The sequence below is a fragment of the Garicola koreensis genome (assembly GCF_014195445.1).
GTDB lineage: Bacteria > Actinomycetota > Actinomycetes > Actinomycetales > Micrococcaceae > Nesterenkonia > Nesterenkonia koreensis.
Genome location: NZ_JACIBT010000001.1, coordinates 1 through 21,749, shown reverse-complemented (window position 1 = coordinate 21,749; position 21,749 = coordinate 1). Strand labels below are relative to the sequence as shown.

General features: G+C 65.3%; 23 protein-coding genes and 1 tRNA gene. 7 read left to right on the top strand and 17 right to left on the bottom strand.

Annotated features, from left to right (window positions below; translation table 11 throughout):
• Positions 1 to 12: 12 nt before the first annotated feature.
• The 3 genes from FHX47_RS00120 (at position 13) to FHX47_RS00110 (ending at position 2,547) form a co-directional block, all read left to right on the top strand.
• Complete coding sequence (locus tag FHX47_RS00120) at positions 13 to 1,239, top strand: sensor histidine kinase (protein ID WP_183356885.1); 1,227 nt, start codon at positions 13 to 15, stop codon at positions 1,237 to 1,239.
• Complete coding sequence (locus tag FHX47_RS00115) at positions 1,230 to 1,889, top strand: response regulator (protein ID WP_183356884.1); 660 nt, start codon at positions 1,230 to 1,232, stop codon at positions 1,887 to 1,889. The genes FHX47_RS00120 and FHX47_RS00115 overlap by 10 nt, the downstream gene beginning before the upstream one ends.
• 274 nt (positions 1,890 to 2,163) lie before the next feature.
• Positions 2,164 to 2,547: a hypothetical protein gene (locus tag FHX47_RS00110; RefSeq protein WP_183356883.1), complete on the top strand. Its 384-nt coding sequence runs from the start codon at positions 2,164 to 2,166 to the stop codon at positions 2,545 to 2,547.
• Positions 2,548 to 2,634: 87 nt separating this feature from the next.
• Here FHX47_RS00110 and FHX47_RS00105 read toward each other — a convergent pair.
• The 12 genes from FHX47_RS00105 to FHX47_RS00050 all read right to left on the bottom strand — a co-directional run bounded on the left by FHX47_RS00105 (position 2,635) and on the right by FHX47_RS00050 (position 12,410).
• Positions 2,635 to 2,711 (bottom strand) — tRNA-Leu (locus tag FHX47_RS00105).
• Positions 2,712 to 2,764: 53 nt separating this feature from the next.
• Complete coding sequence (locus FHX47_RS00100; protein ID WP_183356882.1) at positions 2,765 to 4,150, bottom strand: NAD(P)/FAD-dependent oxidoreductase; 1,386 nt, start codon at positions 4,148 to 4,150, stop codon at positions 2,765 to 2,767.
• 75 nt (positions 4,151 to 4,225) lie between these two features.
• Positions 4,226 to 5,770 carry a S8 family serine peptidase gene (locus FHX47_RS00095; RefSeq protein WP_183356881.1) on the bottom strand — a complete coding sequence of 515 codons (1,545 nt, stop codon included), beginning with the start codon at positions 5,768 to 5,770 and terminating at the stop codon, positions 4,226 to 4,228.
• Entirely contained in the window at positions 5,767 to 6,759 is a 993-nt protein-coding gene (locus FHX47_RS00090; protein WP_183356880.1) for a Ppx/GppA phosphatase family protein, read from the bottom strand. The genes FHX47_RS00095 and FHX47_RS00090 overlap by 4 nt, the downstream gene beginning before the upstream one ends.
• Positions 6,756 to 7,364, bottom strand: a complete 609-nt coding sequence (locus FHX47_RS00085; RefSeq protein ID WP_183356879.1) for a DUF501 domain-containing protein — start codon at positions 7,362 to 7,364, stop codon at positions 6,756 to 6,758. Before FHX47_RS00085 ends, FHX47_RS00090 begins: the two co-directional genes overlap by 4 nt.
• An 11-nt stretch (positions 7,365 to 7,375) precedes the next feature.
• Positions 7,376 to 7,996, bottom strand: a complete 621-nt coding sequence (locus tag FHX47_RS11010) for a septum formation initiator family protein (RefSeq protein WP_183356878.1) — start codon at positions 7,994 to 7,996, stop codon at positions 7,376 to 7,378.
• 245 nt (positions 7,997 to 8,241) lie between these two features.
• On the bottom strand, positions 8,242 to 9,525 hold the full coding sequence (gene eno, locus FHX47_RS00075) for a phosphopyruvate hydratase (RefSeq protein WP_183356877.1): 1,284 nt from the start codon (positions 9,523 to 9,525) through the stop codon (positions 8,242 to 8,244).
• An 84-nt stretch (positions 9,526 to 9,609) separates the two neighbouring features.
• Positions 9,610 to 10,035 (bottom strand): MazG nucleotide pyrophosphohydrolase domain-containing protein, encoded by a 426-nt coding sequence (locus FHX47_RS00070; RefSeq protein ID WP_183356876.1) that lies wholly within the window; start codon positions 10,033 to 10,035, stop codon positions 9,610 to 9,612.
• Entirely contained in the window at positions 10,032 to 11,186 is a 1,155-nt protein-coding gene (locus FHX47_RS00065; RefSeq protein WP_246327875.1) for an adenosine deaminase, read from the bottom strand. Before FHX47_RS00065 ends, FHX47_RS00070 begins: the two co-directional genes overlap by 4 nt.
• 87 nt (positions 11,187 to 11,273) lie before the next feature.
• Positions 11,274 to 11,696 carry a TA system VapC family ribonuclease toxin gene (locus FHX47_RS00060; protein WP_183356874.1) on the bottom strand — a complete coding sequence of 141 codons (423 nt, stop codon included), beginning with the start codon at positions 11,694 to 11,696 and terminating at the stop codon, positions 11,274 to 11,276.
• A complete protein-coding gene (locus FHX47_RS00055; RefSeq protein ID WP_183356873.1) occupies positions 11,693 to 11,941 on the bottom strand; it encodes an antitoxin in 249 nt (82 codons plus the stop codon). The genes FHX47_RS00060 and FHX47_RS00055 overlap by 4 nt, the downstream gene beginning before the upstream one ends.
• An 82-nt stretch (positions 11,942 to 12,023) precedes the next feature.
• Entirely contained in the window at positions 12,024 to 12,410 is a 387-nt protein-coding gene (locus FHX47_RS00050; RefSeq protein WP_183356872.1) for a cupin domain-containing protein, read from the bottom strand.
• A gap of 120 nt (positions 12,411 to 12,530) precedes the next feature.
• On the opposite strand from FHX47_RS00050, the gene FHX47_RS00045 reads away from it, so the two are divergent.
• Positions 12,531 to 14,006, top strand: coding sequence for a solute carrier family 23 protein (locus FHX47_RS00045; RefSeq protein WP_183356871.1), 1,476 nt, complete (start codon positions 12,531 to 12,533; stop codon positions 14,004 to 14,006).
• On the opposite strand, the gene FHX47_RS00040 is transcribed toward FHX47_RS00045, so the two are convergent.
• From FHX47_RS00040 to FHX47_RS00020, 5 genes are read right to left on the bottom strand one after another with little or no spacing between them, the layout of a single operon-like run.
• Positions 13,999 to 14,736, bottom strand: coding sequence for a DedA family protein (locus tag FHX47_RS00040; protein WP_183356870.1), 738 nt, complete (start codon positions 14,734 to 14,736; stop codon positions 13,999 to 14,001). The genes FHX47_RS00045 and FHX47_RS00040 overlap by 8 nt on opposite strands.
• Positions 14,737 to 14,768: 32 nt before the next feature.
• Positions 14,769 to 16,127 (bottom strand): thymidine phosphorylase, encoded by a 1,359-nt coding sequence (locus FHX47_RS00035; RefSeq protein WP_183356869.1) that lies wholly within the window; start codon positions 16,125 to 16,127, stop codon positions 14,769 to 14,771.
• Complete coding sequence (locus FHX47_RS00030) at positions 16,124 to 16,633, bottom strand: cytidine deaminase (RefSeq protein ID WP_183356868.1); 510 nt, start codon at positions 16,631 to 16,633, stop codon at positions 16,124 to 16,126. Before FHX47_RS00030 ends, FHX47_RS00035 begins: the two co-directional genes overlap by 4 nt.
• A 29-nt stretch (positions 16,634 to 16,662) precedes the next feature.
• Positions 16,663 to 17,928, bottom strand: coding sequence for an amidohydrolase (locus tag FHX47_RS00025; protein WP_183356867.1), 1,266 nt, complete (start codon positions 17,926 to 17,928; stop codon positions 16,663 to 16,665).
• On the bottom strand, positions 17,918 to 19,033 hold the full coding sequence (locus FHX47_RS00020; RefSeq protein ID WP_183356866.1) for a sugar phosphate nucleotidyltransferase: 1,116 nt from the start codon (positions 19,031 to 19,033) through the stop codon (positions 17,918 to 17,920). Before FHX47_RS00020 ends, FHX47_RS00025 begins: the two co-directional genes overlap by 11 nt.
• Before the next feature lie 241 nt (positions 19,034 to 19,274).
• Between FHX47_RS00020 and sdhC the strand changes: the two genes are divergently transcribed.
• From sdhC to sdhA, 3 genes are all read left to right on the top strand, one after another.
• Complete coding sequence (sdhC, locus tag FHX47_RS00015; protein ID WP_343064242.1) at positions 19,275 to 19,679, top strand: succinate dehydrogenase, cytochrome b556 subunit; 405 nt, start codon at positions 19,275 to 19,277, stop codon at positions 19,677 to 19,679.
• A 4-nt stretch (positions 19,680 to 19,683) separates the two neighbouring features.
• Positions 19,684 to 20,184: a succinate dehydrogenase hydrophobic membrane anchor subunit gene (locus FHX47_RS00010; RefSeq protein WP_183356865.1), complete on the top strand. Its 501-nt coding sequence runs from the start codon at positions 19,684 to 19,686 to the stop codon at positions 20,182 to 20,184.
• Positions 20,185 to 20,250: 66 nt separating this feature from the next.
• Positions 20,251 to 21,749: succinate dehydrogenase flavoprotein subunit (gene sdhA, locus FHX47_RS00005; protein WP_183356864.1), on the top strand; the 1,499-nt coding region annotated here is incomplete at its 3' end.

Genomic DNA, 21,749 nt, shown 5'->3' with positions numbered 1-21,749 from the left:
ACAATCGAAGAAATGGTTGGAGCGATGGAAGCGAGACATGCGATGCGTAGAACGCTCCGGCGCGGCTGGCCGTATCTGGTTGTCGCTTTCGCCGGTGCTGTGATCTGGTCCACAGTCTGGGGCGCACATGTCGAGACGATTCCCGCTGGCGCAGACGAGGAGACGGTCGGCAGCACCGGAGCCTTCATGCTGCTCGACCTCGTGGTCGGCGTGATCGCCGTTGCGCTCATCCCGCTCCAGCGACGGGCACCGCTGACGATAGCCATCCTCGCCGCCCTAGCGCTCGCGGTGTCCGCGTTCGCGAGCGGCGCCGCGATCCTGGCGGCCTTCCGGTTCGCCACCACCGGCACTCGCACCGGAGTGATACTCCTCGGTGCGATGTGGGTACTCTCTGGCGCGGGCAATGTTGCCGTCGTCTTCCCCGTGCTGGGCTCTCCCGCCGGGGCTGGCGAGACGGTCGTGATTCTGACGCTCGGTGTGCTCATCTACGTGGCACTCGTGGCACTCGGCCGATACCGCCAAGCTCGTATCGAGACGCTGAGGCTCGTGCACGAGCGTGCGGTGAATGCCGAACGTGAGCGCGAACGCCACGTCAAAGCTGCACGGGAGGCCGAACGACTGCGAATCGCCCGCGAGATGCACGACATCCTCGCCCACCGCATCTCCCTTGTCTCGATGCACGCTGGAACACTTGCCTATCGCGACGACCTGCCTCGCGAGCAGATGGCACAGGCTGCCAGCGTCATCAAAGACAACAGCGCGGTGGCGCTGCGCGAGCTGCGACAAATCCTCGGCGTCCTGCGCGACAACAACGACTCGGGTCAGAACGCGCCCCAGCCCACCCTGGCGCAGCTTCCTGCCCTGCTCGCAGAGGCCAGGGCCTCAGGGTCAGCGACGGAAATAGAATTCTTCGGTATCAGCGCTGAAGACGAGGAGCCGATACTCGACGAGCTCGACCCGTCACTATCACGTGCGGCGTACCGGATTGTTCAGGAAGCGCTCACCAATGCACGGAAGCACGCGCCCGGTCTTCCCGTTCACATTCGCATCGAGCGCACTACTGGCCAGCTGAGCATCGAGGTGCGCAACAAGGTCCCTCCAGGAACGTACCACACCAATAACCGCGGTATGGGATTGGTCGGACTTTCCGAACGCCTCGACCTTTTAGGGGGAAGTATCGACTACCAGAGAACCTCTGAAAGCATATTTGTCGTGAGAGCGTGGCTACCATGGTGGTGAACATACGCATTGGGATCGTCGATGACGACGCGCTCGTGCGCGCCGGGCTACGCATGATGCTTGCTTCCGACTCCATCACGATCGTGGGTGAAGCGGCCGACGGGGACGAAGCCCTCGCATTAGTTTCCCGAGAACGCCCCGACCTGCTGCTGCTGGACATCCGTATGCCGAACAAGGACGGCATTGCCGTCACTCGGGCACTTCGCAAACAAGGCGACACCACCCGTGTCCTGGTGCTAACCACGTTCGACACGGACGAACTTGTCATCGCTGCGCTTCGGAACGGAGCCAACGGATTCCTACTCAAAGACACCGAACCAGCAGACATCGTCGCCGCGATTCACCAAACGATGCAAGGGCAACCGGCCCTTTCACCCGCAGCAACTGCACGCCTCATCGCGGCTGTCCGCGACGCTCCCGACGACAGCGTCCATCGTGCCCGAACGCTTCTGGACACCCTCACCAACCGAGAACGAGATGTGGCCCTCGCTATCGCGAAGGGCCGCACCAATCAGCAAATCGCGCAGGAACTGTATATCAGCCTCACGACCGTCAAAACACACATCAGTGCCCTGTTCACAAAACTCTATGTCACCAACCGGGTAGAGATCGCACGGGCGATCTACGACGCTCGCGTCAACGATCTCTGAGACACAGTTAGGCCGGCAGGTCTACAAGAAACGCAGAAACTCCTCGGCCCCAGTGTGAGTCCCCCCCCCCGCAAGGTCGCGAACAGATGACGGCGTCGCCCATAAGCAGCCCGTTCGACCACGCGAGGGCGGTCGGCAGATAGTGGTGGAGAAACAGCCTCATGCGGGGAGCAACGGCACCTGGCGTTCGTTCAGCGTGGCCGCCGCGAACCTGAGAGCCTGCTTGATGTCTTCGGCTTCACGTTCGGGGAAGTCATCGAGAATCTGCCCGGTGGTGCGCAGGATCGCCGATGGTGACATCAGAGCCACCAAGGTCGGCACCCACCATCGCGTCCCACTGGCCGAGTACGAGCGCTACAGCCGAGAACTGATGCACCGGTGGCGGAGGCTTCGGCGGCTGATATCGAAGCCGAGCCGTTCGGTGAGTGAGTCGCCTCTTCTCTTCCTCGACGCCAACATCCTTGCTTCGCCGGTCACTTGCACCCTGGTGATCGCCGGTGCACGCGCAGACGGCTTGATCCTCGGCACCGAGCTGTCACCGACAGCGCTCAGTACATCGGGGCTCGCCACAACGACGTCCAAGGATCGGCAGGTGATGGCCGACGCGATCCGCGCGGATGCGTGGTATCTGTTCACCACCGCAAAGAGCGATCGCTAGGCACAGGCCACCGCCCTCGCCCGCCAGGCGGCAGGCCGAATCGGGCAGATCAAATCGGGAATGTCGCTGGTGTGAACAACGACGCTCTGGTGCCCCCAGTGGGACTCGAACCCACACTGGACCGATTTTAAGTCGGCTGTCTCTACCGATTGGACTATGAGGGCAGATGAGGGACCGTGCACCCACGGCCCCTCATCATCTGCGGGTCAGGATGACCCTAGTTGTCGGCGGTTTCCTTCTTGTGTCCACCGGCGGCCTCGAAGAACTCCTTGGTGGGGTTCTCCAGGTTCTGCAGCGGTGTGAAGTCGCGGCCGAAGACCAGTTCGCTGGCCCATCCGCTGATGACACGAGCCTTGCGCTCCAGGCTGGGAATCGCGTAGCTGTGGTATCCGCGGTGGGCGGCCCAGGCAACGATGCCCTTGAGCTTCACGCCCATCGGGTTGCCCACGCCCTGGAAGAGTCCCAGTCCTGCGACCGCACCCATCGACTCGTGCTTGTAGTCGGTGACCTCACCGCTGCCGAAGCGCACGGAGAGCAGATTCTTGGCAAGGTGCTTCGCCTGGCGCACCGCGTGCTGAGCATTCGGCACGCAGAAGCCTCCCGGGCCGGCGCCGGTGAGGTCGGGAATCGCAGCAACATCGCCTGCTGACCAGGCTCCCTCGATAACGTCGCCGTCCTCGTTGAGGATCTGCAGGGTGGCTGCACCGGTGATGCGGCCGCGCTCGTCCACCGGGAAGCTGGAGGCGCGGGCGATCGCGTTGGCCGCCACTCCAGCGGTCCACACCAGGGTGTCGGCGGCAAAGGCGTCCACCTCGGATTTGTCCTCCATGGACATCAGTTTCAGCTCCCCGTCCACCGCGGAGCTCAGGGAGGTGTTCAGCAGCACCTCAATGCCGCGGCCGCGCAGGTGCTCCACCACACCGACGGCCTGGTCCTCCGAGACTTCGGGCATGATCCGGCCCATCGCCTCCACCAGGACGATCCGCACATCAGACTGTGCCAGCCGTGGGTTCGCGTCCACTGCGGCTCGGATGATGTCTTCCATCTCGGCGATGACCTCAATGCCAGCGAACCCACCGCCGACCAGTGTGAAGCTCAGTGCGCGCCGCTTAGCCGCCTCATCGGTCATCGTGGAGGCGGCCTCCAGGCGCTCCAGGATGTGGTTGCGCAGGCTCAGCGCCTCCTCGACGGTCTTCAGGCCGATGCCGTTCTCCGCCAGCCCCTCGATGGGGAAGGTCTTCGTGGTGGCACCGGCGGAGATCACCACGTCCTGGTAGGGAAGCTCCACACTCTGACCGTCTTCGAAGCCCACCTTGGCAGTTTTGGACTCGTGGTCAACACTGGTGACGGTGCCGTTGACGATTTCGGTGTTCTTCAGGTGACGCCGGTGGGAAACCACCGCGTGGCGGGCTTCGATGTGGCCGCCCACAACCTCCGGGAGGAACGGTTGGTATGTCATGTAGGGCAGGGGGTCCACCACAGTGACGATGCCGCCTGCGTCTTTGACCTTCTTCTGCAGGTGCTGGGCAAGGGTGAGGCCGACGTAGCCGCCGCCGACGATGAGTACGCGGGGTTTCTCTGAGAACTTTGGTGCCATGTGCATCATCCTATCCGGATTGGTCAGTTATGCGTTCAGTCAGATTCGAGGACCGGTCAGTTTCCAGGACACTGTGGGTATCTACTGCGCAGACTGCTGATCGTCTGCGGACTTGTTGGTGGCGGTGCTTCGCCGACTCAGCAGGTGAACTGCGGCACCGGTCATCAGCAGCACGACCGCCAGCCCTCCCACGCCCAGAGTGACAGGACCGGCCCAGTCCTGGACGGTTCGAGCTTCAGCCGCCTGAGGCGCCTGGCGCGGTTCCCCCTCCGGCCCGGCCACGACGCCGGAGTCTTCGGGGATCTCCTGGTGCTGATCGGCGTCGTCGTCGCTTTCGGCTCGACGGTGCACTCGGATCCAGTCCTGCAGGGTCTCGGTCGCGGCGGCGTCGAACGCCGGCACGCTGCCGGTGACGGCCTCGGCCACATTGAGCACCCCATGACCGTATTCGGGGTCGATGCCCTCAGAGCCGGCCGAGTCTGCCGTGCTGAGCAGCCGGTGCTTCACCTCTGGCGCGGAGAGCTCAGGGTGGGCCGCCATCACCAGTGCAGCCGCCCCGGCGACGATCGGCGTGGCCCCGGAGGTGCCTTCCCATGCGGCGTGTCCTCCATCGGGCATTGCTCCGGCCAGCGGTTCAGAGGCTGCGGCGATGTCGATCGCGATGCCCTGGGAGGAGGAGTCTTGGCTGATATTGCGCTCCTCGTCCACTCCTGCCACAGAGAGCACACCGGGGATGGTGGCCGGGGCGCCCACCGAATAATGGCCAGCAGCGCGGTTTCCTGCTGCGGCGACGACCAGCACATCGTTCTCCTCCGCGTGGAGGAACGCCTCGTCCCACGACTGGGGCCATTCTTGGGTCCCGGAGCCGATGGACATGTTGATGATGTCTGCTCCGTTGTCCACCGCCCACGTCACCGCCTGAGCGATCTGATCCTCAGTGCCCGGCCCGTAGGGATTGGGGTCCTCCAGCACCAATGAGATGGAGAGAAGTTCTGACTCGGGCGCGACGCCGATCACCCCGGCCGGCCGCTCCCCGGCCTCTCCGTCCTCCTCGGCGTCGTCCTCGGACTCTTCATCCTCAGCATCGGCCTGGTCGTCGATCCCGGGGAACTGGCGAGTCTCGTAGAACTCATCGATCCGTTCCTGGTCGACTTCGTCCTCCCAATCCTCACCGTAGGTCTCTTCGAGGTCGGCTTCGAAGTCGTCAAACCACTCGTCCCACTCCTCATCAGTCATCTCTTCAAAGTCTTCCCCCTCGGGCGCCTCCTCCGCGGGCTGACCGCGGCCCGCCAGCAGCGAGGCGACCAGTGTGCCGTGCTCGGTGGTGGTCTGCGAGACCGGGCCGCCGGAGGAGTCGCCGCCGCCGGAGACGTCGGTGCCGCCGACGACCGCGCCCTCCAGGGTGGGATGTGAACCTTCCACACCGGTGTCGATGACCGCAACGGTCACCCCCTCGCCGCGGGTGGTGTCCCAGGCCTCTTCGACCCCGTAGTCGTCGAGCCAGTACTGGTAGTCGCGCCACAGATCCGCCTGCGCCGGCGGCGCCTGGGCTACTGCGCCCACGGCGGACGCCGGCCCCAGCAGCATGACGGCACCCAGTGCCAGCAGAGATCGTCTGCGCCTCACATCTGCTCCCTTGCTGCGCTGGTCTGTGCGGATGCCACAGAGATGGCGATTCCGTCGAGGATGTCGTGCTCACTGGACACAGCAGTGCTGACTCGTCCCTCGGTGACCTTGTTGAGGTAGTCGAGGATGGTCCCCCAGATCAGCGCCCCGGCACCGATGACGTCGACCCTGCCGGGGTGCATGAACGGCATGACCGCCCGCTGCTCGCGGCGTGCGCTGACCAGGTCCTCCACGGACTGCTGGACAGTGTCCAGGTCCAGCTCGGCGCCGTGGATGGCTTCGGCGTCGTAGTCCTCCAGCTTCAGCGCGTGGGCGGTGACCGTGGTAACCGTGCCGGCGACCCCGATGACCGTCTGAGTCTGGTGCAGCGGTATGACCTCGGCGACGTCTTCGAGGATGGAGAGCGTCTCAAACTCCGTCATGGAACGTTCGGTCTCCTGCGGAGGGTCGGAGCGCATATGCCGCTCGGTGAAGCGCACACAGCCCATATCGGTCGAGATAGCATGCTGCGCCGATGAGCCGGAGCCGAGCACAAATTCGGTCGAACCGCCGCCCAGATCGACCACGAGCACCTTCTGCTGCGGGTCCCAGTCGATCACGCTGGCAGCACCGGCGAAGGACAGGCCTGCCTCCTCGGAGCCGCGGATGACTTCAGGGCCGGTGAACTCGGTGAACAGCGGGTTCAGCCGGTCTCTGACGCCCTGGACGAACTCCTCACGGTTGGAGACGTCCCGCGACGCCGAGGTGGCGACGAACCGCAGGCCCTCCGCCTGGTGCCGGCGGATGAGCTCAGCGTAGTCGTCGACGGCGGCGAAGCATCGGCTCAGCGCCTCGGCGGAGAACTCTCCGGTCTCATCGACGCCCTCGCCCAGGCGCACCACGGTCATGCGACGCACCACGTCGGCCACGGTCCCGGTGCCGGGAATGTCGACGTCGGCGATGAGCAGACGGATGGAGTTGGTTCCGCAGTCGATGGCGGCGACTCTCATGAAGCTTCCTTGTTCTGCAGACGGCGCACGTGGCGGCTGAGGTCTTGGCTGGGCACTTCGGCGGTGTGGTCCCACGCGGACTCACAGGTACACATCTGCGGCGTCCATTCATCACTGATGCGCTGCAGCGTCTCATCCCCCAGCACGTTGACGCCCGGGCCGACGGCGAGCGCATGGCCGGTGAGCGCGTGGAGGCATTTGACCCGGTCGGGCATGCCGCCGGCGCTGACCCCGGCGATCTCGTCCACCGCGGCCAGTCCGGCCAGCTCACGGATGCGCTCACGCTCGGCGAGGTAGTTGTGGTGTGCCCTGGTATGGGCCGCCGCCAGGGCGTCGTCGTGCTGCAACCGCTGCGACATCTCAGCCATCACCCCGGCGGCCTCCACACGGGAGACGGCAGCGGTGAGTGTGGGGTGGGTGAGATAGAACGTGGTGGGAAAGGGGATCCCGCTGCTCAGCCGCGGCGCAGTGGCTGCCGCCAACGGGTTGCCGCAGCGGCACCGGGCGGGAATTTCGACCACATCGCGGACGGGGCGCCCCAGCTGCAGGCTGAGGGTGCTGAGGTCCTCGGGCCGGGGCACACGTGTGGTGGGGGCGCTGTTCACAGCACACCAGCCTACTCGTCCGCCGACTCAACCACCGACTCCCAGAGAGTCTCGGTCCATTCGTCCTCATCCTCAGCCACCTCGTCAGCGACGTTTTCGACGTCGGCCTCGCTGAGGTCTCCGATGACGTGGTAGCGCCGCTCCCCCGGCATGACCAGGTTGATGCGTTCGCGAGCCTGCTGGCGCACAAATTCTGGATCATCCCACCGCTGCAGCTGGGAGTACAGCTCGGCCTGGCGCTGCTCCTCCTGGGCGATCTGCTCGGAGAGCGCCTCCATCTCCGCGTTCTGCTGGAAGTAGGTGCGCACGGTGGGAACCAGGAAGGAGATGACGACCAAAGTGACGATGGTCAGCACGATCAGCCGGCCGGAGAAGGTGCGTTCCGGTACCAGGGCCTGGGCGGAGACGGGGGTCTTCTTGGAGGGGCGGGTGCTTGCGCGCTGGGGCTTATCGGAGCGCCGGGCCCGGCGTGCGGTGATCTCTGCCGGCGTGCGGATCTCTCCGGAGACCTGCTCCCGCTCTGCCAGACGGCGCTTCTCAGCTTTGCGGACTCGGGCTTCGGCTCCTCGTTGGCTGCGGGTGCGATGCTCTGCCGAGTTGGCCGCACCGGAGGGACGAGCGTGTCGGGCCACGAGGTTCACCGCCTTGGGAAGTCGCTGATGGGAAGCGTGGGTCGCCTGTCTACACACAGTAGTGCGGGCGGAGTATAACCGGGCCCACGGACACGCGCAGTGTCAGCGATTCGGGGTGGGGTTCCCCCCGCCAAACACGCGTTCGGTCACGCACCCTGACCGTTTCTGCCGCCGTTGGGGCGCCGAATTATCGTCAGGGTGCGTGACCGAACGAGAGCGGGGGCGGGGTGCTTGCCCCGGGCTGCTCAGCTGGTGCTGAAGCGGGGGAACGCCTGGGCCCCGGCGTACCGGGCGGCGTCGCCGAGCTCCTCTTCGATCCGCAGCAGCTGGTTGTACTTGGCGACCCGCTCGGAACGTGCCGGGGCCCCGGTCTTGATCTGTCCGGCGTTCACCGCCACCGCGATATCGGCGATGGTGGTGTCCTCCGTCTCCCCCGAGCGGTGGGAGATCATGGTGGTGTACTGGCTGCGCTGAGCCAGGCTGATCGCGTCCAGGGTCTCGGTGAGCGAGCCGATCTGGTTGACCTTGACCAGCAGCGAGTTGGCGGTGTCCGCTTCGATCCCGGTAGCCAGTCGGTCGGGGTTGGTCACGAACAGGTCGTCGCCGACTAGCTGCACCTTCTCACCGATCGTCTCGGTGAGCGTCTTCCATCCGGACCAGTCCTCCTCATCCAACGGGTCCTCAATGGAGACCAGCGGGTAGGCGTCCACCAGTTCGCTGTAGTAGGCGCTCATCTGCTCCGGGGTCTTCTGCTCACCTTCGAAGGTATAGCTGCCCTCGGCGAAGAACTCGGTGGCGGCGACGTCCAGGGCCAGCGCAATGTCGGTGCCCGGGGTGTATCCGGCGCGGGTGATGGCTTCGGTGATCAGGTCCAGAGCATCGCGGTTGGACGGCAGGTCGGGGGCGAATCCACCCTCGTCGCCGAGGCCGGTGGACATGCCCTTCTCCTTCAGCAGCGCCTTCAGCCCGTGATAGACCTCGACGCCGGCCCGCAGCGCCTCGGAGAAGGTCGCGGCGCCGATGGGGGCGATCATGAACTCCTGGATGTCCACGTTGGAGTCGGCGTGGGAGCCGCCGTTGAGGATGTTCATCATCGGCACCGGCAGCAGGTGCGCGTTGGGGCCGCCCAAGTAGCGATACAGCGGCAGGTCAGAGGCATCGGCCGCCGCCTTGGCCACCGCCAGCGAAACGCCGAGGATCGCGTTGGCCCCGAGGCTGGACTTGTTCTCCGTGCCGTCCAGATCCAGCAGCACCTGGTCGATGACACGCTGCTCGGCGGCGTCGAGGGTCTCCAGGGCGGGGGCGATGATCTCGTTGATGGCCTTCACCGCCTCGCTCACCCCCTTGCCGAGGTAGCGGCCCCTATTGCCGTCACGGCGCTCTACGGCTTCGAAGGCGCCGGTGGATGCGCCTGAGGGGACGGCGGCGCACCCGGTGCTGCCGTCGTCGAGCAGCACGTCCACCTCCACAGTGGGATTGCCGCGGGAATCGAGGATCTCGCGGCCGAAGACGCTGGCGATCAGGGACATAGGTTCTCCTTCTGCGGTGATGATGTGACCAAAGTCGCCGTTGACTTCACTCAAGCCTAATCGAGGCGGCGCACCGCCCGGCGGCTATCCGCCGAACTGCTCGGCCTCGGCCTTCTCCTCAGCCTTGATGCGGTTCCACGCGGCGTCGACCTCTTCGATCGTCGCAGGTGTGGGATTGAGCGTGCCGTCCGGGTCAAAGACGTGGGGGTTGCGGCGGATGAGTTTGGCGCAGATGGCCTCGGCGACCGCATCCAGGTCGAATTCTCCGCGCTCCTCGGCGATCGCCGCGTGCAGCACCACCTGCAGCAGGATGTCGCCCAGCTCCTTACGCAGCGGGTCACCGACGACGCCGGCATCAATCTCCTCCTTGACCTCTTGGGACTCCTCTATCAGGTAGTCGGTCAAGGACTGATGGGTCAGCTGCGAGGTCCAGGGACAGTGTTCGCGCAGATCGGCGATCACCTGCTTCAGCGCCGGAACGTGCGGCAGCGGCCCGCCCGGTGTGCTCACTGCCAGGCCTCCAGAATGTGTGCCGAGAGCGCCTCACGCTCCTCATAGCCCAGGAAGCTGGCTTCAATCGCGTTGATCTGAAAGTCGGCGAGCTCGGCGAGCTCGTAGTCGAAGGCCGCAGCCACTGCGGCCAGCTCCCCGGTGAGGGTCACCCCGGAGACCAGCCGGTTGTCCGTGTTGACGCCGACGTTGAAGCCCAGCTGATAGAGCATGTCGAAGGGGTGCTCCTGAAGCTGCGCCCGAGCCTCACCGGTCAGTGCGCTGGCCGCACCGGTCTGCAGATTGGAGGTTGGGGAGGTCTCCAGGTGGATCTGCCGGTCACGGACCCACCGGGCCACGGGCCCCAGGACGACTTCGATGAGGTCCTCAGCATCCTCCTCCGCGCGGTCCTGATCGTCCTGATCCTCCGGTGCTTCCTGGGAGATGCTGATGTCTTCGGCGATTCGGATGCCGTGGCCCAGCCGCTGGGCGCGTCCGTGGACCAGGGCGTCGCGAATGGACTCGACCCCGTCGGCCTCACCGGCGTGCACTGTAGCCGGCAGCATCTGCTCGGCCAGTCGGGTGAACGCCGCGGAGAACTTCGAGGCTGGAAATCCCGCCTCCGGACCGGCAATGTCGAACCCGACGACGCCGGATTCGCGGTGCCGCAGCGCCAGCTCCACAATCTGATCACCGTTGTCGTTCTGACGCATCGCAGAGATCAGCTGTCCGACGGCGATGATCCCGTCGTTGCCGGCCACCGATTCCACGCCCTGCTCAATGCCGGCTTGGACCGCCTCCACGGCCTGGTCCAGGGTGAGTCCCTCGGCGGTGTGCTGCTCAGGAGCCCACCGGACCTCGGCATAGACCACGCCGTCAGCTGCGAGGTCCTCCACGTATTCGCATGCCACCCGCTGCAGGTTCTGCGCAGTCTGCATCACCGCAGTGGTGTGGGCAAAGGTTTCCAAGTACTTCACCAAGTCACCGGAATCGGCATTGGTGCTGAAGATCTCGGCGAGCTGCTCCGGGTCGCTGCTGGGCAGCTGGTGTCCGATCTGCCCGGCCAGCTCAATGAGCGTGGCTGCTCGCAGGGAGCCGTCTAAGTGGTCGTGCAGGGAAACTTTGGGAAGCGGGCGGAGTTGGGCTTCCAGTGCAGAGGAGGTGCTCATCATTCCAGCCTACCGGCTGCCGCTTGTGCATACCTGCGGTCGACCCCGCCGCGATCAGCCTCTGCCTCTGGGCTCCTTCGGGCCCGCCGTCTATGGTCTCGCCCACTGGACTCCAGGAAATCGTCCGAAGTCAGAGTCGAAGGTGATGATTTCGGCCGAGTGCGCTCGTGCCAGAGCCGCCAGGTAGGCGTCGTTGACCAAGTTGCCGCCGGATCCTGTGGATCCGAGATGTGTGCGCAGGTGACCCAGAACGTCACGCGAGTCATCGGGCACATGTGCCGCCGGAGAGGACAACCATAGCTCCACGATGTCCAGAGCGGCACTGGTCTGCAGCGGCTCATCGTATATTCGGGGATGGGTCACGATCCTGACAAAGGCCAACAGCGACACCCAGGGCAGCAGCACTGTCTCCATGGAGCCCAAAGCGTGGTCCAACCATCGCTTAGCAGACTCATGATGCTTAGCAGAGCCATCTACTGAATAGATCAGGACATTGGCATCGACAAGTTTCATTTGCCCAGCCCCTGCTTGGACAACAGTGCTTCATCCTCTAATTCGCCCGCGAGGGTCAGGGCTCTCTCCAGCGGCAGCCGAGCCTCTCCTAAGTGGTGGACCGGGGTGTCGATGACTTCGGTCCTTGGTGCCACGCCTCGGACAATGGCCGTGTTGACGGCCTCTTTGAAACTTAGGTCTCGCTCATGCATCAGTCGGCGGATCAGAGACTCCGCCTCAGGGGTCAACGTAATAGTCGTCCTCATGGGTGCATCATAGCATCACGAACAATGATGCCATGATGCTGCGCCTGGACGGTGGCAGCCCGAGTCGGCTCCGCTGAGCCCGCTACCCCGAGTCGCGTGGGGGCTGCAGGTTCAGCGCCTGCCGCTTGCGATGCACGGTGAGGTAACGCAGGCCGGACTGTCCCGCAGTGAAGCCGCGCCGGGTGCCTTTGGGCATCCAGATCAGCCCGCCGGGCCGCAGCTCAAGGTCTTCGGCTGCGGTGTGCAGGGTGCCGGTGCCGGCCAGCACGTGGATGAGAACGTCGACCTCGGGGCCTGGGTGCCTCTCGATTCTTCCGGCGGCCGGCAGGGCGATCACATTGGAGTCCAGATCCCGGTGCGGCTGCTGCAGCTTCCATACTGCGCCTGCCGCGTCGTCGTCGGCTGCAGCCAGCAGATCCTCGGTGTTGACCAGCATCTGCGGCGTCGTCTCCGGTTCGTTCTCGCTCATTCTCGCCTCCCAGCATTTTCACAACCCAGCACAGACCCTACCGTGTGCCGCGGATGTGCTGGTGGGCAGGTGCCGGTGTGGGTGGTCGGCGGTGCGCCGGAGCGGATACAGTACTCTTCCGTGCACCCCGAGCAGAAACCCCCGCGCCCCTCTCCGCAGCCCCGCGGTTCCATCGACAGGTACTTTCACATCAGCGAGCGCGGCTCCACCGTCGCTCGTGAGCTGCGCGGAGGGTTCGCCACCTTCTTAGCGATGTCCTACATCATCGTGCTCAACCCGCTGATCATCGGAGCCTCGGCCGACTCCACCGGCCAGTTCCTCGGCGGCGGCAGCGAGCCGAATCTGCCCGCCGTCGCCGCGGCGACCTCCCTGATCTCTGGGGTGATGACCATCCTGATGGGGGTGCTGGGCAAGTTCCCGATGGCCGTCTCCTCCTCCCTGGGGCTCAGCGCGTTCATCACCTACGGGATCGTGGTGCTGCCGGGCATGACCTGGGCCGATGCGATGGGTCTGGTGGTCATCGAGGGCGTCATCCTGCTGGTGCTGGTGCTCACCGGGTTCCGCTCGGCGATCTTCAACGCGGTCCCGGGTGCGCTGAAGACCGCGATCAGCGTGGGCATCGGACTGTTCATCGCGCTGATCGGCATGGTCAACGCCGGCTTCATTCAGAACTCCGGAGGCACCGGCTTGGAGCTGGGTGTGGACGGGTTCGTCTTCGGCTGGCCGCTGCTGATCTTTCTGGTGGCCCTCTTCGCCCTGTTCGTGATGTGGACGATGAGCGTGCGCGGGGCCATCCTGTATTCGATCGTCGGAGCCACAGTGCTGGCGATCACCATCGAATCGGTGCTGCGGGTGGGCCCCGCCACGGAGGAGCACCCCTACGGCTGGGAGCTGACGACCCCCTCCCTGGACCAGAACTGGTTCAGCCTGCCCGACTTCTCCATCCTGGGCGAGTTCCACCTGCTGGGATCCTGGGAGTCAGTGGGCGTGGTGGGCGCCACGCTGCTGGTGTTCACCCTGCTGCTGGCCAACTTCTTCGACCTGCTGGGCACCATGGTGGGAGTCTCCAACGCTGGAGGCATCAGGGACTCCGATGGTGAGATCCCCTACTCCCGGCGCATCATGGTCTCTGATGCCGTCGGCACCATCGGGGGCGGCATCGGCGCCACCTCGGTGAATTCAGGGTTCATCGAGTCCACAGTGGGTGTCGGCGACGGCGCCCGCACCGGGCTGGCCAATGTGATGACCGGCCTTCTGTTCCTGGCCACGATCGTGCTGGCACCGTTGGCCGCAGTGATTCCCGTGGAGGCCGCCTCGGCCACCTTGGTGCTGGTCGGGTTCCTCATGATGCAGCAGATCGTCCGCATCGACTGGACCGACCTGGAGATCGCGATCCCGGCGTTCATGACCGTGGTGATCATGCCCTTCAGCTACTCCATCACCAACGGCATCGGTGCGGGCTTCGTCACCTATGTGGTCATCAAAGTGCTGCGCGGCAAATGGCGCGAGGTCCACCCCTTGATGCACCTGACGGCCGGGCTGTTCGTGCTGTACTTCGTCTCCGGCCCGATTCAGGACGCGCTCGGGGTCAGCTGACCGGCTCTTCGTCGTCGTTGTCGCCGCGCTGACGACGACGGCGCAGATGAACGGGCGACTCGACCGGGATGTCGGAGGTGTCCTGATATCCTTCGCGGTCAATATGCACTCCGCGATGGTCCAACCAGCGGGAGAGGCGGTGGAACAGCTGGTCGAATATCCAGCCCAGCAGGGTCGCCACCGCAATGCCGACCACCAGCGAGATCAGCGTGTTGTCGAAGAGCGCCGTTCCCGCCGCCCCGATGCTGAAGTGCCAACTCGCCCACACCAATGAGGCGATGGCGTCGATGATCAGGAAGCGCCGAATCGAGTACCTGGTGGTGCCAGCGACAAAGTTGATCGCCACGCGAGCACCGGGGATGAAGCGTCCCACGAAGATCAGGAACACCCCACGCTTATCCAGTCCGTGCCGGGCCCACGCCAGGGTGCGCTGGGTAGCGGGTCTGCGCATCCACCGGAAGCGGTCCTTGCCGATGGCCCGGCCGATCCGGTAGGCGATGAAGTCCCCCAGCAGCGCCCCGCCGGCGGCCACCGGTATCACCCAGAACCAGGGTGGTGTTCCGGGTTCGGAGCTCACCGAACCCAGTCCGAGCACCAGTGTGTCTGAGGGTACAATGGGAAAGAACCCGTCGATCACGCTCAGCACGAACAGTCCGATGAGCGTCCACGGCCCCGACGCGGCGTCGAGGATCAGCTCATTGAGCCCCTCGAGTAGATCACTCAGCCCCATAGCGTCTCAGTCAGTGCCCTCCCACGCCCGGTTCACAGGTCATCGGCGGTGATGCGCCCACGGATCAGATCACCGACGACGACGGGGCCTTCGGTGATCTCCACCGCGTCGGCCATGGCCTGCTCCGCGCGCACCAGCCGGTGATCCTCATCGGTGCCCAGCGTCAGCAGCGGCTGACCTGCGGTGACGGTGTCTCCGGGTTTGGCGTGCAGGCGCACTCCGGCGGCCGCCTGCACCGTGTCCTCCTTGCGGCCGCGTCCGGCGCCCAGACGCCATGCGGCGATGCCGACTGCGTAGGCGTCCAACCGGCTCAGCGTGCCGGAGGCCGCTGCGGTGATGGTGTGTTCGTACTTCGGCTGCGGCAGGGCCGCATCCGGGTCGCCGTCCTGCGCGGCGATCATGGCTCGCCAGGAGTCCATGGCGTGGCCGTTGCGCAGATTCTCGGCCGGATCCACGTCGGTGAGACCCACGGCGGCGAGCATCTCCGCCGCCAGCGCCACCGTCAGCTCCACCACGTCGCTCGGCCCGCCGCCGGCGAGCACCTCCACCGACTCCTCGACCTCCACGGCATTGCCGGCAGTCAGTCCCAACGGGGTGCTCATATCAGTCAGCAGCGCAGTGGTGGCCACTCCGGCATCGGTGCCCAGCGCCACCATCGTCCTCGCCAGTTCGGCGGCGTCGTGCTGGGTCTTCATAAACGCACCGCTGCCGACTTTGACGTCGAGCACCAGCGCGTCGGTGCCCTCGGCGATCTTCTTGGACATGATGGAGCTGGCGATCAGCGGGATAGCCTCCACAGTGCCGGTCACATCGCGCAGGGCATAGAGCTTCTTATCGGCTGGAGCCAGTCCGGTGCCGGCTGCGCAGACCACCGCGCCGATGCTGTCCAGCTGCTGCATGATCTCGGCGTTGCTCAGCGCGGCGCGCCACCCGGGGATGGCCTCCAGCTTGTCCAGGGTGCCGCCGGTGTGCCCGAGGCCGCGGCCGGAGAGCTGCGGCACCGGCACCCCGTAGGAGGCCACCAGTGGCGCCAGCGGAAGGGTGAGCTTGTCCCCCACTCCGCCGGTGGAGTGCTTATCAGCAGTCAGCCTGCGCGTACCGTCAGCCCGCGTCAGCGCATCGAAGTTCATCCGCTCGCCGGTGCTGATCATCGCCGTGGTCCATTCGGCGATCTCCTGCCGGTCCATCCCGCGGATCAGAATCGCCATGGCCAGTGCGCTCATCTGCTCATCGGCCACGCCACCATGGGTGTAGGAGCTGATGAGCCAACGGATCTGCTCCGGGCTGAGGGTGCCGCCGTCACGTTTGGTGCGGATCAGATCGACGACGTCGAACGCCGCCGCGGCTGCCCCCTGCTCGCCCGTGGCCGCAGTGAATCCTTGATCGCTCACGGTGTGGTTCTCCCTCGTTGACGGTCATGATGGGCAAGGTCCTGGCCCCCGAATGCCTGGGGCAGCATGCCGTCCAGGTCTGTGATGCCTTCCGGGGTGAGGATCTGGAAACTCTCCGCGGCGAATTCGTTGAGCAGCTGTCGGCACCGACCGCAGGGCATGATGATCTCACCTGCGCCGTTGACGCAGGTGAACGCTGCGATCTTCCCGCCGCCGGTCAGCTGCAGCTGCCCCACCAGGGCGCATTCAGCGCACAGCCCGACGCCGTATGAGGCGTTCTCCACGTTGCAGCCGGTGATCAGCCGCCCGTCCTCGGTCAGGGCGGCGGCTCCCACCGGAAAGCCGGAGTAGGGGGCGTAGGCCTGCCGCATGGCGTCGCCGGCGGCCTCGATCAGCCCGTGGAATCCGCTGGGCTCCTGCCCGGCGGCGGTCTGATCCACTGGGGGGTGCTGAGTGGTGTGACTCTGAGCGGTCTGGCGCTGAGGGGTCTGAGGCTGATCAGGCATAGGGAGATTCTACGGTTTCGGGGGCCCGGCTATGCGGCCGGCTCCAGCTCATCCAGTTCAGCGACGGCGGCCTGGGCCACGGCGGTCATCACCGACACGCCCACGGCAATGGCGCCTTCGTCGGGGGCGTAGTCTCCGCGGTGCAGGTCGTAGCTGATCCCCTGCGGAGTCATCGTGCCCAGCCGGAACATAGCCCCGGGGACTTCCTGGGTCATCCAGCCGAAGTCTTCTCCGCCCATGGACTGTTCGGCCAGTGTCAGGCAGTCATCGCCGAGGGTGCGCCTGGCTGCAGTCTCGACGAGCATGGTCTGGGGGTCAGAGTTGTAGACCGGGGGCACACCGCGCACGTGGTCCAGGTCGACGGTGACCCCGTAGGCCGCTGCAGCCTGTTGGACCACCGGTTCCAGCACACCGCCGGCGGCTTTCCACACATCGGCGTCGAGTATGCGCAGTGTGCCGTGCAGGGTTCCAGCAGCGGGGATCGCATTGGCGACGCTGCCGGCATGAATGTGTCCCCACACCAACGAGATGCCGCTGCGGGTGTCGATGCGTCGGGACAGTACGGCGGGCACCACAGTGCTCAGGTGCCCCAGCGCTCCGACGACGTCTTGGGTCAGGTGGGGTCGGGAGGTGTGGCCCCCGCTGCCGGTGACGTTGATCCGCACCACGTCTGAGGCGGAGGTGATGGGCCCGATCCGGGTGCCGATCTCACCGACGGTGAGCTTGGGGTCGCAGTGCAGTGCGAAGACCTGCGGCACCGACTCCAAGATGCCCTCTCTGATGACTTCCAGGGCACCGCCGGGCAGCTGTTCCTCCGCCGGCTGGAAGATGACCCGCACCCGGGCGCCCAGTGCCCGACGCTGGTGCAGCCGTTGGCAGGTCAGTGCCAGTCCCAGCATCACAGTGGTGTGAATGTCGTGGCCGCAGGCGTGGGTGACCCCCTGCGTTGCTGAGGCGTAGTCCAGCCCGGTGGTCTCTGCCAGCGGCAGCGCATCGATGTCGGCGCGGAACGCCGCGGCAATCGGCGCATCGGCGGCACCGATGTCGACGTAGAGCCCGGTGCTGTGCGGCAGCCGCTGCGGCAGCAGGCCGGCGTGCTGCAGTGCGGCGGCGATCTGTTCGGTGCTCCGGTGCTCCTGCCAGGACAGCTCCGGGTGCTGGTGGATATCGCGGCGAAAGTCGATCAGCTGTGCCTGCAGCTGGTCGATGATCACAGCCGCCGCAGAATCAGCCTCTGCTGCGCCGATCTCCTCGACGGTGCGGGCAGTGGTGTCATCGGCTGAGTCATAGGACATCGGAGTCGCCCTTCTTCTTCAGCGCCGCAACGGCCTTCTTCACGTTTTGGGCGTGGTCAGTGGTGGTCACCAGCAGGGCGTCGTCGGTGTCGACCACCACGATGTTCTCCACCCCGATCAGCGCCACCACGCGCTGAGTGTCGGAGACGACGACGCCGGAGGCATCCTCGGAGTAGACGCGGGGCTGTTTGCCCAGCACGATCATATTCTCCTGCTGGGCCGCCGGATTGAGCCGGGCGATGGCCGCGAAGTCTCCCACGTCGTCCCAGGTGAAGTCTCCGGGGATGACGGAGACGTCTCCGACATCGGCCGCCGGCTCGGCGACCGCATAGTCGATGGCCGTCTTGGGCAGAGTCGGCCAGATGCGCTGCAGCACCTCATCCTGGGCCTCGGTGTCCCAGGCGGCGGCGATCTCCGTGAGCCCGGCGTGCAGCTCCGGCTCCGTGGCGGCCAGGTGCTTCAGCATCAGAGCGACCGGCCCCACGAACATTCCCGCGTTCCACAGGTAGTCCCCGCTGCCCGAGTACTGTTTGGCGACCTCGTCGCTGGGCTTCTCCACGAACTCCACCACATGGCGGGCGCTCGGCGCCCCCGGGATCTGGTGCGCATCGCCCACACGGATGTAGCCGAACGCGGTGGAGGCGTGCGTGGGCTTGATCCCGATAGTCACGATTCGTCCGGTGGCGGCAGTGACCACAGCCTCGCGGACAGCCTCCTGGAAGACGTCTACGGGGGCAATCACCTGGTCTGCGGCGAATGAGCCCATGATGCTCTCCGGGTCCCGACGGTGCAGAATCGCCGCCGCCAGTCCGATCGCCGCCGCCGAGTCCTTCGGCTCAGGCTCAAGCACCAGGGCGCTCTGCTGAAGCTCCGGAAGCTGTTCGATGACCGCGTCTCGGTGGTTCTCCCCGGTGACCACCATCGTGCGGCCCTCGGCCAACGGTGTCAGACGATCATAGGTCGAGCGGATCAGTGTGGTGCCGGACCCGGTCAGGTCATGGAGAAACTTCGGCGCGTCCTCCCGCGAGAGCGGCCAGAGCCGCGTGCCTACGCCGCCAGCAGGAATGACGGCATGGAATCGGTTGAACGCCTCTGATGAAGTCACCACACCAGAGTAGTCCCATAGTCGGCGAATCACCGCGCCGGGGTGATCTGGGTCATATTGTTTCCCCCACCCTAATTTCTACATGTTGTAGAAAACATTGTGGTCTCCCCAGACATTACGATGGGCGGCGCAGCAGCGGAACAGCGGCCTGTTCACCATCGCACGCACCAGGCCCCAGTGCCGTAAGCTGGTGCACAGCAGAACACGCCATGCGACCGACGCTTTGAAAGGTTCAGGACAGGTGACGCAGACAAAGTCCTCCCCTGGCGGAAGGGGAACTCTCTATAGGGGCCGGGAAGGCATGTGGTCCTGGGTGGGGCACCGAATCACCGGTGTCGGCATCTTCTTCTTCCTCCTGGTCCATGTGCTGGACACCTCGCTGGTCCGGGTCTCACCAGACGCGTACAACGCGGTGATCGGCGCATATAAGCACCCCATCATGATCCTTGGTGAGATCGGCCTGGTGGGCGCGATCGTCTTCCACGCCTTCAACGGGCTGCGGATCATTCTGGTCGACTTCTGGAAGCAGGGCACCCGCTACCACCGGCAGATGCTGTGGGCCGTGCTGGCGCTGTGGCTGGTGACCATGATCGCCTTCTCAAGCCGGCATCTGGTGCTTTTCTTCAACGGTTGGGAGGGCTTCTAGAACGATGACTACCAATACTGACGCGGTCCTTCCGGCTCAGGGCATTGAGGCTCCCCGCTCGGGCCGCATCGACCCCAAATACTTACGCTCCAGCCTGAGCTCCGGCTCCTTCGAGATGTTCGGCTGGCTGTTCATGCGCCTCTCCGGAGTTGCCCTGGTCGTGCTGATCTTTGTGCACCTGTGGGTGAACCTGATGGTCGGCCAGGGCATCCACCAGGTCGACTTCGGGTTCGTGGCCGGAAAGTGGGCCAACCCGGTCTGGCGCTTCTGGGACCTGACCATGCTGTGGCTGGCTATGCTGCACGGGACCAACGGCATGCGCACCATCATCAACGACTACGCCGAGAAGGACTCCACACGTCTGTGGCTGAAGGGCATCCTGTACCTCTCCACCGTCGTCATCATCATCCTGGGCACTCTGGTGATCTTCACCTTCGAGCCCTGCATGGTCGATACCAGCGGCAATCTGCTGGATGAGGCGCCGGCCTTCTGCCAGAACCTCTAGCCCCCGGCGCCCAGCCCACAGACTCGCAATCTCCAGAACCCTAAGAAAAGAGAGCCGAAGAAGAACATGCAGGTTCACAAGTATGACGTCGTCATCGTCGGCGCCGGTGGTGCCGGCATGCGCGCCGCCATCGAATCCGGTCAGCGAGCCCACACCGCAGTGCTGACTAAGCTCTACCCCACCCGGTCCCACACCGGTGCCGCCCAGGGCGGCATGTGCGCGGCCCTGGCCAACGTCGAAGAGGACAACTGGGAGTGGCACACCTTTGACACCGTCAAGGGCGGGGACTACCTGGTGGACCAGGATGCCGCCGAGGTGATGGCCAAAGAGGCCATCGACGCCGTACTGGACCTGGAGAAGATGGGGCTGCCCTTCAACCGCACCCCCGAGGGCAAAATTGACCAGCGCCGCTTCGGCGGACACACCCGCGATCACGGCAAAGCTGCCGTGCGCCGCGCCTGCTACGCCGCCGACCGCACCGGCCACATGATTCTGCAGACCCTCTACCAGAACTGTGTGAAGCAGAACGTCGAATTCCACAATGAGTTCTACGTCCTTGATCTGCTCACCGTGGAGGAGGACGCAACCCGCGCCGACGGCACCACCTATAAGCAGAAGCGGGTGGCCGGCGTCGTCGCCTATGACCTGGCCAACGGAGAGCTGCACATCTTCCAGGCGAAGTCGGTGGTCTTCGCCTCCGGCGGTCTGGGCAAGATCTTCAAGACCACCTCCAACGCACACACGCTCACCGGTGACGGTATGGCCATCGCCTACCGTGCCGGTATCCCGCTGGAGGACATGGAGTTTGTGCAGTTCCACCCCACCGGTCTGGCTGGGCTGGGCATTCTGCTCTCCGAGGCGGCCCGCGGCGAAGGCGGTATTCTGCGCAACAGCGAGGGGGAACGCTTCATGGAGCGCTACGCCCCGACGATCAAGGATCTCGCCCCACGTGACATCGTCGCCCGGTCCATGGCCAACGAAGTGCGCGAGGGCCGCGGCGCCGGACCCAACAAGGACTACGTGCTGCTGGATCTGACGCACCTGGAGCCGGAGCACATCGACGCCAAACTTCCAGACATCACCGAGTTTGCCCGCACCTATCTGGGTGTGGAGCCCTACACCGAACCGGTTCCGGTGTTCCCCACCTGTCACTACGCCATGGGCGGCATCCCCACCACCGTCGACGCCGAAGTCCTGCAGGACAACGACACCACGGTCCCCGGCCTCTACGCCGCCGGAGAGGTCGCCTGCGTCTCAGTGCACGGCTCCAACCGGCTGGGCACCAACTCGCTGCTGGACATCAACGTCTTCGGCAAGCGCGCCGGCATCCAGGCAGCCGAGTACGCCCAGCGGGCCGATTTCGTGGAGGTGCCCGAGGACCCGGAGAACTTCGTGGTGGATCAGCTGGGTATGCTGCGGGACTCCGAGGGCTCCGAGCGGGTGGCCACCCTGCGCGCAGAGCTGCAGGAGACCATGGACTCCAACATGCAGGTCTTCCGCTCCGAGACGACCATCAACGAGGCGCTGGCCAAGATTGCTGAGCTGAAGGGCCGCTACGAGCAGAC

What these genes read in the sequence shown, in the direction of transcription:
- FHX47_RS00120 (WP_183356885.1), top strand. Translation starts at nt 13, where the DNA reads ATGGTTGGAGCGATGGAAGCGAGACATGCGATGCGTAGAACGCTCCGG.
- FHX47_RS00115 (WP_183356884.1), top strand. Translation starts at nt 1,230, where the DNA reads ATGGTGGTGAACATACGCATTGGGATCGTCGATGACGACGCGCTCGTG.
- FHX47_RS00100 (WP_183356882.1), bottom strand. Translation starts at nt 4,150, where the DNA reads ATGCACATGGCACCAAAGTTCTCAGAGAAACCCCGCGTACTCATCGTC.
- FHX47_RS00090 (WP_183356880.1), bottom strand. Translation starts at nt 6,759, where the DNA reads ATGAGAGTCGCCGCCATCGACTGCGGAACCAACTCCATCCGTCTGCTC.
- eno (WP_183356877.1), bottom strand. Translation starts at nt 9,525, where the DNA reads ATGTCCCTGATCGCCAGCGTCTTCGGCCGCGAGATCCTCGATTCCCGC.
- FHX47_RS00065 (WP_246327875.1), bottom strand. Translation starts at nt 11,186, where the DNA reads ATGATGAGCACCTCCTCTGCACTGGAAGCCCAACTCCGCCCGCTTCCC.
- FHX47_RS00060 (WP_183356874.1), bottom strand. Translation starts at nt 11,696, where the DNA reads ATGAAACTTGTCGATGCCAATGTCCTGATCTATTCAGTAGATGGCTCT.
- FHX47_RS00055 (WP_183356873.1), bottom strand. Translation starts at nt 11,941, where the DNA reads ATGAGGACGACTATTACGTTGACCCCTGAGGCGGAGTCTCTGATCCGC.
- FHX47_RS00050 (WP_183356872.1), bottom strand. Translation starts at nt 12,410, where the DNA reads ATGAGCGAGAACGAACCGGAGACGACGCCGCAGATGCTGGTCAACACC.
- FHX47_RS00040 (WP_183356870.1), bottom strand. Translation starts at nt 14,736, where the DNA reads ATGGGGCTGAGTGATCTACTCGAGGGGCTCAATGAGCTGATCCTCGAC.
- FHX47_RS00030 (WP_183356868.1), bottom strand. Translation starts at nt 16,633, where the DNA reads ATGCCTGATCAGCCTCAGACCCCTCAGCGCCAGACCGCTCAGAGTCAC.
- FHX47_RS00025 (WP_183356867.1), bottom strand. Translation starts at nt 17,928, where the DNA reads ATGTCCTATGACTCAGCCGATGACACCACTGCCCGCACCGTCGAGGAG.
- FHX47_RS00010 (WP_183356865.1), top strand. Translation starts at nt 19,684, where the DNA reads ATGACTACCAATACTGACGCGGTCCTTCCGGCTCAGGGCATTGAGGCT.